The organism is Pseudomonas sp. FW507-12TSA (genome assembly GCF_058781435.1).
Genome location: NZ_JBYSWT010000011.1, coordinates 58,335 through 70,422, shown reverse-complemented (window position 1 = coordinate 70,422; position 12,088 = coordinate 58,335). Strand labels below are relative to the sequence as shown.

General features: G+C 63.6%; 10 protein-coding genes. 5 read left to right on the top strand and 5 right to left on the bottom strand.

From position 1 onward, the window contains the following. Window positions 1–225: 225 nt before the first annotated feature. Window positions 226–618 (bottom strand): peptide-methionine (R)-S-oxide reductase MsrB, encoded by a 393-nt coding sequence (gene msrB / locus AC3WK8_RS12720; RefSeq protein WP_022640040.1) that lies wholly within the window; start codon window positions 616–618, stop codon window positions 226–228. Window positions 619–842: 224 nt separating this feature from the next. Here msrB and AC3WK8_RS12715 point away from each other — a divergent pair, with 224 nt between their 5' ends. Next, window positions 843–2,054, top strand: a complete 1,212-nt coding sequence (locus AC3WK8_RS12715; protein ID WP_053133119.1) for a pyridoxal phosphate-dependent aminotransferase — start codon at window positions 843–845, stop codon at window positions 2,052–2,054. Window positions 2,055–2,359: 305 nt separating this feature from the next. Then, complete coding sequence (gene htpX / locus AC3WK8_RS12710) at window positions 2,360–3,247, top strand: protease HtpX (protein WP_022640055.1); 888 nt, start codon at window positions 2,360–2,362, stop codon at window positions 3,245–3,247. Window positions 3,248–3,309: 62 nt separating this feature from the next. On the opposite strand, the gene AC3WK8_RS12705 is transcribed toward htpX, so the two are convergent. Next, window positions 3,310–3,975: a thiopurine S-methyltransferase gene (locus AC3WK8_RS12705; RefSeq protein ID WP_103324927.1), complete on the bottom strand. Its 666-nt coding sequence runs from the start codon at window positions 3,973–3,975 to the stop codon at window positions 3,310–3,312. Between the two features lie 102 nt (window positions 3,976–4,077). On the opposite strand from AC3WK8_RS12705, the gene AC3WK8_RS12700 reads away from it, so the two are divergent. Next, complete coding sequence (locus AC3WK8_RS12700; protein ID WP_103324926.1) at window positions 4,078–4,845, top strand: DODA-type extradiol aromatic ring-opening family dioxygenase; 768 nt, start codon at window positions 4,078–4,080, stop codon at window positions 4,843–4,845. 81 nt (window positions 4,846–4,926) lie between these two features. Here the strand turns inward: AC3WK8_RS12700 and AC3WK8_RS12695 are convergent, their stop codons facing one another. Both AC3WK8_RS12695 and AC3WK8_RS12690 read right to left on the bottom strand, forming a co-directional pair. Then, on the bottom strand, window positions 4,927–6,600 hold the full coding sequence (locus AC3WK8_RS12695; protein ID WP_022640059.1) for a DEAD/DEAH box helicase: 1,674 nt from the start codon (window positions 6,598–6,600) through the stop codon (window positions 4,927–4,929). Between the two features lie 528 nt (window positions 6,601–7,128). After that, complete coding sequence (locus AC3WK8_RS12690; protein ID WP_103324925.1) at window positions 7,129–7,884, bottom strand: spermidine synthase; 756 nt, start codon at window positions 7,882–7,884, stop codon at window positions 7,129–7,131. A gap of 160 nt (window positions 7,885–8,044) precedes the next feature. Here AC3WK8_RS12690 and AC3WK8_RS12685 point away from each other — a divergent pair, with 160 nt between their 5' ends. Next, window positions 8,045–9,391 (top strand): class II 3-deoxy-7-phosphoheptulonate synthase, encoded by a 1,347-nt coding sequence (locus AC3WK8_RS12685; protein WP_085596738.1) that lies wholly within the window; start codon window positions 8,045–8,047, stop codon window positions 9,389–9,391. Window positions 9,392–9,430: 39 nt separating this feature from the next. Here the strand turns inward: AC3WK8_RS12685 and AC3WK8_RS12680 are convergent, their stop codons facing one another. Then, the gene (locus AC3WK8_RS12680) at window positions 9,431–10,645 is read right to left on the bottom strand and encodes a winged helix-turn-helix domain-containing protein (protein ID WP_103324924.1); all 1,215 of its coding nucleotides are present in this window, start codon (window positions 10,643–10,645) and stop codon (window positions 9,431–9,433) included. Between the two features lie 261 nt (window positions 10,646–10,906). Here AC3WK8_RS12680 and AC3WK8_RS12675 point away from each other — a divergent pair, with 261 nt between their 5' ends. Next, window positions 10,907–12,082, top strand: a complete 1,176-nt coding sequence (locus AC3WK8_RS12675) for a GGDEF domain-containing protein (protein ID WP_207245119.1) — start codon at window positions 10,907–10,909, stop codon at window positions 12,080–12,082. Window positions 12,083–12,088: the final 6 nt, after the last annotated feature.

The following is a 12,088-nucleotide window of genomic DNA, read 5'->3' as shown; positions in this document are numbered from 1 at the left end:
AAAAATAGTGCTCGATTAGATTGCATGCAATTTAAATCACGAAAAGTCGGCTCCATGGAGCCTGATTCCCGTCAGTCGAGCGAGGTGATCCTCCTTGGGAGCGAAGCTTGCTCGCGATGATCGTCAACGCTGCGCGTATTGACTGGATAAACGCAGCGCCCTGAAGCCCAGTGCGGGCCAGCCTCGCCCCTACATTTTCCTTAGCTTATCGCCCCGCCTTACCGCCTAGCGGGCTACCAGATCCAGGCAGACGGAATTGATGCAATAGCGCAGGCCGGTGGGTGGCGGGCCATCGGGAAACACATGGCCCAGGTGCGCATCGCACTTGGCGCAAACCACTTCGGTGCGGATCATGCCGTGGCTCAGGTCGCGGATCTCGATCATCGCGCTGTCGGCGATGGGCTCGTAGAAGCTCGGCCAACCGCAACCGGAATCGAACTTGGCCCTGGAGTCGAACAGCGGCTCGCCACAGCAGACGCAGTGGTACACCCCGTCGGTCTTGGTGCCGTTGTACTTGCCCGAGAACGGGCGTTCGGTGCCCTTGAGCCGGCAGACGTTGTATTGCTCCGGATCGAGCATCGCTCGCCATTCTTCCAGGGTTTTTTCCAGCTTTTCCATGGTCCTTCCTCTGCAACGGAAAAAGCCCGATCTGTATCTTTTCCACGGATCGGGCGGCACGTATGATTGCGCCTCGTCAGACGCCAGTCTGGCAGCCGCGCTACACCCATTCAAACGGATTTTGCCGCAGCCGGTGCGGGCTACAGCCCGGTGTAGGACGGCAGGATTCCCAGTACGGTAGTTCATCCTCCGCCTGGATCGTTCATTTTCGGGAACACATCGCCATGCAGGTCAGCAAATCGAACAAGCTCGCCAACGTCTGTTATGACATTCGCGGCCCAGTGCTCAAGCACGCCAAACGCCTGGAAGAGGAAGGCCATCGCATCCTCAAGCTGAACATCGGCAACCCAGCGCCCTTTGGCTTCGAGGCGCCGGACGAGATTCTCCAGGATGTGATCCGCAACCTGCCGACCGCCCAGGGCTACAGCGACTCCAAGGGCCTGTTCAGCGCGCGCAAGGCAGTGATGCAGTACTACCAGCAGAAGCAGGTGGAAGGCATCGGCATCGAGGATATCTACCTGGGCAACGGCGTATCCGAGCTGATCGTGATGGCCATGCAGGCCCTGCTCAACAATGGCGACGAAGTGCTGGTTCCGGCCCCCGACTATCCACTGTGGACCGCCGCGGTGAGCCTGGCCGGCGGCAACCCGGTGCACTACCTGTGCGACGAGCAGGCCAACTGGTGGCCCGACCTCGCCGACATCAAGGCCAAGATCACCCCGAACACCAAGGCCCTGGTGATCATCAACCCGAACAACCCCACCGGCGCCGTATATCCCAGGGAAGTGCTGCTGGGCATGCTGGAGCTGGCACGCCAGCACAACCTGGTGGTGTTCTCCGACGAGATCTACGACAAGATCCTCTACGATGACGCCGTGCATATCTGCACCGCCTCCCTGGCCCCGGACCTGCTGTGCCTGACTTTCAACGGCCTGTCCAAGTCCTACCGCGTGGCCGGCTTCCGCTCCGGCTGGGTGGCCATTTCCGGTCCCAAGCAGCATGCCCAGAGCTACATCGAGGGCATCGACATGCTGGCCAACATGCGCCTGTGCGCCAACGTGCCCAGCCAGCATGCGATCCAGACCGCCCTGGGCGGCTACCAGAGCATCAACGACCTGGTCCTGCCGCCTGGCCGCCTGCTGGAGCAGCGCAACCGCACCTGGGAACTGCTCAACGACATACCCGGCGTAAGCTGCGTCAAGCCCATGGGCGCGTTGTATGCCTTCCCGCGGATCGACCCGAAGATCTGCCCGATCCACAACGACGAGAAGTTCGTCCTCGACCTGCTGCTTTCCGAGAAGCTCCTGGTCGTGCAAGGCACCGCCTTCAACTGGCCATGGCCGGACCACTTCCGGGTAGTGACCCTGCCCCGGGTCGACGACCTGGAACAGGCCATTGGCCGGATCGGCAACTTCCTCAAGTCCTATCGTCAGTAATTTCTCAAACGCAGTGCGATCTTTCGCGGATCGCACTGCGATTAATTCAGCAACACATCTTCACTGACCCTCCCCGCCCCCCTTCTACTAAGCTTGCACTTTCCGTCGTTACCACTGTCACAGCGTCTGCGTCGCAGCTGGACGACGGTCGTCCACGGCGATCGGTCATGAACTTGCCACACGCCTGTCATGCCCCGCCCCATGCGACATAGTTTGAAATAGAAGCCGTGTTGAATCGGTGCTTGCCGCGCCTTATATACCCCCGCGGAACGCTACATCTTTAGCTTGAGGAGATTTCTACAACCATGATGCGAATCCTGCTGTTTTTGGCCACTAACCTTGCGGTCGTGCTGATTGCCAGCATTACCCTGAGCCTTTTCGGCTTCAACGGGTTCATGGCGGCCAACGGGGTTGATCTGAACCTCAATCAGCTGCTGATTTTCTGTGCGGTCTTTGGTTTCGCCGGCTCGCTGTTCTCGCTGTTCATCTCCAAGTGGATGGCGAAGATGAGCACCAGCACGCAGATCATTACCCAGCCGCGCACCCGCCATGAGCAATGGTTGTTGCAGACCGTTGAACAACTGTCCCGCGAAGCCGGCATCAAGATGCCCGAAGTGGGGATTTTCCCGGCCTACGAGGCCAATGCCTTCGCCACCGGCTGGAACAAGAACGATGCCCTGGTAGCTGTCAGCCAAGGGCTGCTGGAGCGGTTCTCCCCCGATGAAGTGCGGGCCGTGTTGGCCCATGAGATCGGCCACGTCGCCAATGGCGACATGGTGACCCTGGCGCTGATCCAGGGCGTGGTGAACACCTTCGTGATGTTCTTCGCGCGGATCATCGGCAACTTCGTCGACAAGGTGATCTTCAAGAACGAGGAAGGCCAGGGCATGGCCTACTACGTGGCGACCATCTTCGCCGAGCTGGTCCTGGGCATCCTCGCCAGCGCCATCGTCATGTGGTTCTCGCGCCAACGGGAATACCGCGCCGACGAAGCTGGTGCGCGCCTGGCCGGCACCAATGCGATGATCGGCGCCCTGCAGCGCCTGCGTTCGGAACAGGGCCTGCCGGTGCACATGCCCGATACCCTGAATGCCTTCGGCATCAACGGCGGTATCAAGCAGGGCCTGGCCCGGATGTTCCTGAGCCACCCACCGCTGGAAGACCGTATCGACGCCCTGCGCCGTCGCGGTTGATCCACTCCGGCAACAACAAGAAGGGCGACGCGAGTCGCCCTTTTTCATGGTCGTGGAAAAGCTCAGCGGGTGCCGGTCTTCTCCAGGCGGTAGACCCGCTCCACCAGCCGGGTGACCCCGCCCTGGAGGAACTTCCAGCTTTCACCGAGGATGTCGCGCTCGGTCTCCACCTGCAGCTGCCAGCTACCCTCCAGGCTCTCGCGCACCTCATCGTCCAGCACGGCGAATGGCGGCCCGTCGAGCTGCGCCTGGTCGTAGTCCATGGTAATCAGCAGCCCACGGCTACCATGGGGCAACAAGCCATTGATGTGCGCGGCATAGCGCTGGCGCATCTGCCGCGGCAGGGCGATCATGGCCGCGCGATCGTATAGGGCCGTGCAGCCAGCGACATCCTCGGCGGCCAGGGCGAAGATGTCGCCGCACCAGAGCTGGATCGCCCCATGGGCATAGACCTTGAACGCCCCTTGCTGGCTGACCTGCGGCTGCAACTGGTGTTCGCGGAAGAAATCCTCCACCGCCTTTTCCGACAGCTCGATCCCCAGCACCTGATGCCCGCGACTGGCGAGCCAGGCCAGGTCCAGGCTCTTGCCGCACAGCGGTACCAGCACCCGGGCCTGGTCAGCGAGCCCAAGCCCCGGCCAGTACTGCTGAAGATAAGGATTGACCTGCGCCAGGTGGAAGCCGATCTGGTCGCTTTCCCAGCGTTTGTGCCAAAAGTCCGCTTGCATGGAATGTCCTTGGAATTCGATCAAAAAGCCCTAAAACTTATATTAGATTTAGATCAATGATCTGATTGAAGATGGCGCATCTTAACCCTCAGGACCTTCTTCATGCTCCCCAGCCTGTTCATTTCCCATGGTTCTCCCATGTTGGCCCTGGAGCCCGGCGACAGCGGCCCTGCCCTGGCCCGCCTGACGGCGCAATTGCCCCGGCCGCGGGCGATCCTGGTGGTGTCGGCCCACTGGGAAAGCCCCGACCTGCGGGTCAGCGCCCATCCGCACCCGGAGACCTGGCATGACTTCGGCGGCTTTCCCGCCGCCCTGTTCGCCGTGCAGTACCCGGCGCCTGGCGATCCCGGGCTGGCCGCCCAGGTCGTGCAATTGCTGGCGGCCAATGGCCTGCCGGCGCGACTCGACGAGCAACGGCCCTTCGACCATGGCACCTGGGTCCCGCTGTCGCTGATGTACCCGCAGGCGGACATTCCGGTGGTCCAGCTGTCCCTGCCCAGCCAGCAGGGCCCGGCGCTGCAGACCCGCATCGGCCAGGCCCTGGCCAGCCTGCGCGAGCAAGGCGTGCTGCTGATCGGTTCCGGCAGCATCACCCACAACCTGCGGGAACTGGACTGGCATGCCGGCCCGGAAAGCGTCACCCCCTGGGCCCTGGCCTTTCGCGACTGGATGATCGACAAGCTGGCCAGCGACGACCAGGCCGCGCTGCATGACTACCGGCGACAGGCGCCCCATGCCGTACGCAGCCACCCCAGCGACGAACATCTGCTGCCGCTGTATTTCGCCCGGGGCGCTGGTGGCGCATTCAGCCTGGCCCACCAGGGTTTCACCATGGGCGCGCTGGGCATGGACATCTATCGCTTCGGCTGAAGCGCGGGTAAATCCCGGGCAAAAAAATCCCCGGACCAGCCGGGGATTTTTCATGCGTGATCGATCAGCCCAGGGAGCGGATCAATCCTCGCGGTAGCGACGCAGCTTGAGCTGCTTGCCGGCAACGCGAGTGTCCTTGAGCTTGGCCAGCAGGCGGTCCAGACCGTCTTCCGGCAGCTCTACCAGGCTGAAGCTGTCGCGTACCTGGATACGGCCGATGGCTTCACGGGCCAGGCCACCTTCGTTGAGGATCGCACCCAACAGGTTCTTGGCGGCGATGCCATCACGGGCGCCCAGCGCGGTACGGCAACGAGCACGACCTTCAGCCAGTGGAGCCGGAGCGCGACGCTCGCGATCACCACGATCAGGACGGTCGCCGTAACGCTCGGAACGCTCGCCACGTGGGGCATTGTTCGGCACCAGCGGACGCTCTTTCTCGATGGTCGCCAGATCCAGCGCCTGGCCATTGGTGGCCTTGCGCAGCAGGGCCGCGGCCAGGGCGCGCGGGCTGCAACCGATGTCGGCGGTCAGGCGGTCCAGCAGGTCGCCATGGGACGCCTCGGCGTCAGCTACCAGTGGCGCCAGGCCGTTGGTCAGCTTCTTGATGCGCGCGTCGAGTACGGCCTGGGCGTCCGGCAGGCGGACTTCAGCCACTTTCTGCCCGGTCACACGCTCGATCACTTGCAGCATGCGACGCTCGCGTGGAGTCACCAGCAGCAGCGCGCGACCTTCGCGACCCGCACGACCGGTACGGCCGATACGGTGGACGTAGGATTCCGGGTCGTAAGGCATGTCCACGTTGAATACGTGGGTGATGCGCGGTACGTCCAGGCCACGGGCGGCGACGTCAGTGGCCACAACGATGTCCAGGCGGCCATCCTTGAGGGAGTCGATGACGCGCTCACGCTGGTTCTGGGCGATATCGCCGTTCAGCGCGGCGGCCTTGTAGCCCTTGGCTTCCAGGGCGCTGGCCAGGTCCAGGGTCGCTTGCTTGGTGCGCACGAACATGATCAGGGCGTCGAAGTCCTCGACTTCCAGCAGGCTCAGGACCGCGCCAGTCTTCTGGTCGGCGTGAACCAGCAGGTGGGCCTGCTCGATCGCGGTGACGGTCTGGGTCTTGCTCTGGATCTTGACGTGCTTCGGATCCTTGAGGTGACGCTCGGCGATCGCGCGGATCGACTGCGGCAGGGTGGCCGAGAACAGTACGGTCTGGCGGGATTCGGGCATGGCCTTGAAGATCACTTCCAGGTCATCCATGAAGCCCAGCTTGAGCATTTCGTCGGCTTCGTCGAGAACCAGGTGGTTCACGGTGGCCAGGACCTTCTCGTCACGACGCAGGTGGTCGCACAGACGGCCCGGGGTGGCGACAACGATCTGTGCGCCGTTACGGATTGCCTTGAGTTGTGGGCCCATCGGCGCACCGCCGTAGACGGCCACAACAGTCACGCCCGGCATTTGCTTGGCGTAGGTTTCAAAGGCGGTTGCTACTTGTAGCGCCAACTCGCGGGTTGGGGCCAGGATCAGAGCTTGCGGCTCGCGCTTGGACGGATCGATGCGGTGCAGGATAGGCAGGGCAAAGGCAGCGGTCTTACCGGTACCGGTTTGCGCCTGGCCAATCATATCGTGACCGGCGAGGATGATCGGGATCGATTGCTGCTGAATGGCCGAAGGCTCTTCGTAGCCGGTGGCGACTACTGCAGCAACAATACTGGGATGAAGTTCAAGAGCGGCGAAGCCGCCGATTTCCTGGGTCATGGGTCTGCCTCTAAGTGCATCCGCAAAGACCCATGCTCCAAAGCTGCGCATGCCGTGTAAGACTCGATGAGTCACCCTGGCAGCTTTGTCGGCGGGGATTTGCGAAAACGATTGAAAGAAATGAACGTCAAGGATAGTCCGCGAAGCGGACAAGCAGCCGAAGCTGACTTCGGGGAAATGCGTTACCTAAACGAGGCCCTGCTAAAGGCCGGCGCGCACTATACCGGAATTACTCAAAAAAGGGAGTTTTTTTTGTCGGAAAAATCCGCCAAACCCCCGACTACCACAGGCTTTGCGCCGTTTCGGAAGGCCGGCCATCGGGCTCGAACCCAAGCGTATTCGGGCCTCTGGCTTAAACGGTTCACCTCGTGACGCCAAGCCACTGCGGCAAACTGCCTCGCCTGCTGCAGAGAATGGCGTCCGGATCTCCCGGGCCACGGTGCCACTTGCGCGATGCAAGCACGTCGTGGCTTGTCGACCTGGCGCGCCCCGGCGAGCCTGGCCGCCAGCGCTGCCAGACGCGTCCGCTCAGGTAGCGGGCCGGATGTCCTTGATCAACGAATGCAACGAGTACCCCAGGCGCGGTGCCAGGGCCTCGGCCCGGGCGACCAGGCCCGGCATGTCCAGCTCCTGCTCCAGGTCAGCCGGGACGATCAGGATCACGTTGCCCTCCTTCACCGGCAGCTCCCAATAGTGGCGGTGATAGAGGCCGCGCAGCAATGCGGCGCCCAGGGGCTTGCCGTCATCGGTGGCCCATTGGTTGATCACCAGCCAGCCACCCGGATTGAGACGCTTCTGGCAGTTTTCCAGGAACCCCCAGGCCAGGTGCCCGACGCCCGGTCCGACATCGGTATACAGGTCGACGAAGATCAGGTCGGCGGGCTCGGCGCTTTCCAGCAGCTCCAGGGCATCGCCGATCCTTATATATAGACGCGGATCATCGTCCAGCCCCAGGTATTGGATGGCCAGGCGCGGCACGTCCGGACGCAGCTCGATGGCCTCGACGTCCTCCAGGGGCAAGAACTTCAGGCACGCCTGGGTCAGGGTGCCGGCGCCAAGCCCAAGAAACAGCGCGCTCTCCGGTGCGTCATGGCACAGCGCGCCGATCAGCATGGCCCGGGTGTAGTCGTACTCCAGCCAGCTGGGGTCGGCAGTAAACACGCAGCTTTGCTCGATGGCCTCACCGAATTCGAGGAAGCGGTAATCGGCCACTTCCAGGACCCGGATCATGCCGAACTCGTCGTGAACCTCGGCCAGTACGCGTTCGACGCGTTCCTCAGTCATTTCATCTCCTCGTCGCCCGGGCCGGGAACCTTGCCAGGGCGGTAAACCTGCCGCTCGGTAGCGAGCGCAAAGGCGCGATTGTCGACCAAGGCGCAGGAACAGGTCACGCACTAATTTGCTGCTAACATGCCCATCCCAACGTAAAGCATTCGAGTCTGCGATGAGCCAACCCTGGAGCCCCGACAGCTGGCGCGCCTTGCCGATCCAGCAACAACCCCACTACCCCGACGCGGCACACCTGCTCAAGGTCGAGCAGACCCTGGCCAGCTATCCGCCCCTGGTATTCGCCGGGGAGGCCCGGGAGTTGCGCCGCCAGTTCGCCGAAGTCACCCAGGGCCGGGCCTTCCTGCTGCAAGGCGGGGATTGCGCCGAGAGTTTCGCCGAGTTCTCCGCGGCAAAGATCCGCGACACCTTCAAGGTGCTGCTGCAGATGGCCATCGTCATGACCTTTGCCGCCGGCTGCCCGGTGGTCAAGGTCGGGCGCATGGCTGGCCAGTTCGCCAAGCCACGCTCGGCCAACGACGAGACGGTCAACGGCGTGACCCTGCCCGCCTACCGTGGCGATATCGTCAATGGCATAGGTTTCGATGAAAAGAGCCGGGTACCGGACCCGGAGCGCCTGCTGCAGTCCTACCACCAGGCCACCGCCACCCTCAACCTGCTGCGCGCCTTCGCCCAGGGCGGTTTCGCCGACCTGCACCAGGTGCACAAGTGGAACCTGGACTTCATCGCCAACTCGGCCCTGGCCGAAAAGTACAGCCAACTGGCCGATCGCATCGATGAAACCCTGGCTTTCATGCGCGCCTGCGGCCTGGACAGCTCGCCGCAACTGCGCGAGACCAGCTTCTTCACCGCCCACGAAGCGCTGCTGCTCAACTATGAACAAGCCTTCGTCCGGCGCGACAGCCTGACCAACGACTACTACGACTGCTCGGCGCACATGCTGTGGATCGGCGACCGTACCCGGCAACTCGATGGCGCCCATGTGGAATTCCTGCGCGGGGTGAACAACCCGATCGGGGTCAAGGTCGGCCCCAGCATGAACGGCGACGAGCTGATCCGCCTGATCGACATCCTCAACCCGGCCAACGACCCCGGCCGACTCAACCTGATCGTGCGCATGGGCGCCAACAAGGTCGGCGACCACCTGCCACGGCTGATCCGCGCGGTGGAAAGCGAAGGCAAGCGGGTGCTCTGGAGTTCAGACCCGATGCACGGCAACACCATCAAGGCCAGCAGCGGCTACAAGACCCGCGATTTCGCGCAGATCCTCACCGAGGTCAAGGAGTTCTTCCAGGTGCACCAGGCCGAAGGCAGCTATGCCGGCGGCATCCATATCGAAATGACCGGGCAGAACGTCACCGAATGCATCGGCGGCGCCCGCCCCATCACCGAAGATGGCCTGTCGGACCGCTACCACACCCACTGCGACCCGCGGATGAACGCCGACCAGTCGCTGGAACTGGCATTTCTGATCGCCGAGACCCTCAAGCAGGTCAAGCGCTAGGCTCGCTCACAGCGCCGCGCCAGCCATGGCGCGCGGCGCTCAGGCCAGGACCTGGCGCAGACGCCGTGCCCCCTCGCGCTGACAATTGAGCTGGATATCCGCCAGCCCCAGCCAATCCGCCATCTGCCGCAGTTGCCCGGCCAGGGCCTGGATGCCCTGCTCGTCCAGGCCGGGGGTTTCCTCGTGCACCGCATGCACCGCCAGGCGCCCCAGGGCCCGCTCCGCCCGCAGATCGACCCGCGCGGCGATACGCTCGTCATGCAGGAACGGCAGCACGTAGTAGCCATAGACCCGCTTGTGCTGCGGTGTGTAGATCTCCAGCCGATAGCGGAAATCGAACAGGCGCTCGGTGCGGCTGCGCTCCCAGATCAGCGAGTCGAAGGGCGACAGCAAGGCACTGGCAGCGACCTTGCGCGGGACCCTGGCCTCGGGCAGGCAATAGGCCGGCTGGCGCCAATCCTGAACCTGGCAGGCCAGCAACTGGCCGTCTTCGAGCAATTCGCCCAGCCGGGCACGGCTGTCCGCCGGATCGAGGCGAAAGTAATCGCGCAGGTCCTTTTCCGTGGCCACGCCCAGGGCCCGCGCCGCCTGCAACAGCAGTCGGCGCTGGGCCTGGGCCTCGTCCGGCAGCGGCTGGCACAGAATCGCCTGGGGGATCACCCGCTCCGGCAAATCGTACAGGCGCTCGAAACCACGACGCCCGGCCACCGTCACTTCCCCGGCGGCGAACAGCCACTCCAGGGCGTGCTTCTCTGCGCTCCAGTCCCACCATGGGCCCGCACGCTCCTCACGGGTGGACAGGCTGCCGGCGCCCAGCGCGCCTCGTTCCTGGACAGCGGCCAGGACCCGGCCGATGGTCGCCTGGTGTTCGTAGCCAAAACGCGCCAGCTGCGAATAGATGCCCTGGCCCTGGCTGGCCCGCTGCATCCGCCAGCGCATCAGCGGGTACATGGACATCGGCAACAGCGACGCCTCGTGCCCCCAGTATTCGAACAAGGTACGTCGCCGTCCCTGGCTCCAGGCGGCCTGGTCCAGCAACTGCTGTGGATAACGTCCAAGGCGGGAGAACAGCGGCAGGTAGTGGGCGCGCACCAGGGCATTGACCGAATCGATCTGCAACAAGCCCAGGCGCTCTATCTGCTGGTTGAGCCGCGCGGCCTTGATCGCCGCTGGCGGCTGGCGACCGCCAAACCCCTGGGCGGCCAGGGCCAGTCGACGAGCCTGCTTGAGGGAAAAGGAATGGGCTGCGGTCATGGGATGCTCCTTGTCTGCCCGCACGCTAACGCAGCCGCACCCCACTTGGATAGCCAGGCGCCGGGCATTTTCGCGACACCGACCGACCCGGGCAGCCATCGATAGCACCGCACTGCCCTGCAAGCGCAAACTCGCCGCCTTTGCAGCGCACCAGTTACTGCCCCCTCCGGTCACCGTTCTGGCTACAATCGCGCCCACTAATGGCAATGAGCCGCACCGGCGGTTGTTTTCCGCTCCGCCCTTGCTGATGAGAACCAGGATATGACGCTGCACCTCCCCACCTTGCTCGTGGTATCCGTGTTCATCTTCTTCCTGATGGGCCTGCTGACCTTGCATGCCTGGCTGCGGGAAAGCCGCGAACGGCCATTGGCCTATCTGGGCAGCATGATGCTGCTTGCATCGATTGGCGTGGTGCTGGTGAGCTGGCGCCATCACGGGGCGCATTGGGTTCCCGTCGTGCTCGGCAACGTGGTCCTGTTGTTCAGCGCGGCCCTGAACTGGACGGCGATGCGGATCTTCGCCGGACGTGAACCCCATGTCGCCGGCATGCTCGCCGGCGCCGGCCTGTGGCTGGCACTGTGCCTGGTCCCGGCCTTCCATGAATCGATGCCGGTACGGGTCACGGTGTACTCGCTGCTGGCGGGTGGTTATGGAGCACTGACGGCCCTGGAGTTCTGGCGCAGCCGCCGGAGCCTGGAAGTGGCCTATGTCCCGGCCCTGGTACTGACCATCCTGCATACCTGCTTTTATGTCGTGCGCAGCGTCATCGACCAGGGCCTGGGGCTGGCCCAGGCCCTGGATGGCCAAGGCGAAGGCGTACCGTTCTTTTCGTTCATGCTGTTCGAATCGATGGTCTACGTGATCGGCATTGCCTACGTGACCCTGGCCATGGTCAAGGAACGAGTGGAGCGACGCTTCAAGGCCGCGGCTTTCTGTGATGCCCTGACAGGGATCGGCAATCGCCGGGCATTCATGGCCAATGGCGAACGGTTGCTGGCCGGCTGCCAACGGCGAGGCGTACCAGTGGCGTTGCTGTTGTGCGACCTCGACCACTTCAAGCGCCTGAACGACGCCTTCGGCCATCAGACCGGCGACCAGGCGCTGATCGCCTTCAGCCAGGTATTGGTGCGCACCTTGCGCGCCAACGACGCCTTCGGCCGTATCGGCGGCGAGGAGTTCGCCTGCCTGCTGGCGGCGGTGGATGAGCAAGAGGCGGTACGGGTGGCCGAGCGCATCCGCGAAACCTTCGCCGACCTGACGTTGCTCGAGCCCGGGCTGCTCAGCGTCAGTATCGGCGTGGTGACCAGCCAGGCCCCGGACTATGACCTTTCGCGCCTGCTATCCCAGGCCGACGAAGCGCTGTACGACGCCAAGGGCAAGGGCCGCAACCGAGTACAAACCCTGGTGCGGCCCGCTTTCGAACTACCTGTGCACTGAAACGGC

Bases quoted from the DNA above. Each gene is read 5' to 3' on its own strand.
- msrB (WP_022640040.1), bottom strand. From the start codon at position 618: ATGGAAAAGCTGGAAAAAACCCTGGAAGAATGGCGAGCGATGCTCGAT.
- AC3WK8_RS12715 (WP_053133119.1), top strand. From the start codon at position 843: ATGCAGGTCAGCAAATCGAACAAGCTCGCCAACGTCTGTTATGACATT.
- htpX (WP_022640055.1), top strand. From the start codon at position 2,360: ATGATGCGAATCCTGCTGTTTTTGGCCACTAACCTTGCGGTCGTGCTG.
- AC3WK8_RS12705 (WP_103324927.1), bottom strand. From the start codon at position 3,975: ATGCAAGCGGACTTTTGGCACAAACGCTGGGAAAGCGACCAGATCGGC.
- AC3WK8_RS12700 (WP_103324926.1), top strand. From the start codon at position 4,078: ATGCTCCCCAGCCTGTTCATTTCCCATGGTTCTCCCATGTTGGCCCTG.
- AC3WK8_RS12695 (WP_022640059.1), bottom strand. From the start codon at position 6,600: ATGACCCAGGAAATCGGCGGCTTCGCCGCTCTTGAACTTCATCCCAGT.
- AC3WK8_RS12690 (WP_103324925.1), bottom strand. From the start codon at position 7,884: ATGACTGAGGAACGCGTCGAACGCGTACTGGCCGAGGTTCACGACGAG.
- AC3WK8_RS12685 (WP_085596738.1), top strand. From the start codon at position 8,045: ATGAGCCAACCCTGGAGCCCCGACAGCTGGCGCGCCTTGCCGATCCAG.
- AC3WK8_RS12680 (WP_103324924.1), bottom strand. From the start codon at position 10,645: ATGACCGCAGCCCATTCCTTTTCCCTCAAGCAGGCTCGTCGACTGGCC.
- AC3WK8_RS12675 (WP_207245119.1), top strand. From the start codon at position 10,907: ATGACGCTGCACCTCCCCACCTTGCTCGTGGTATCCGTGTTCATCTTC.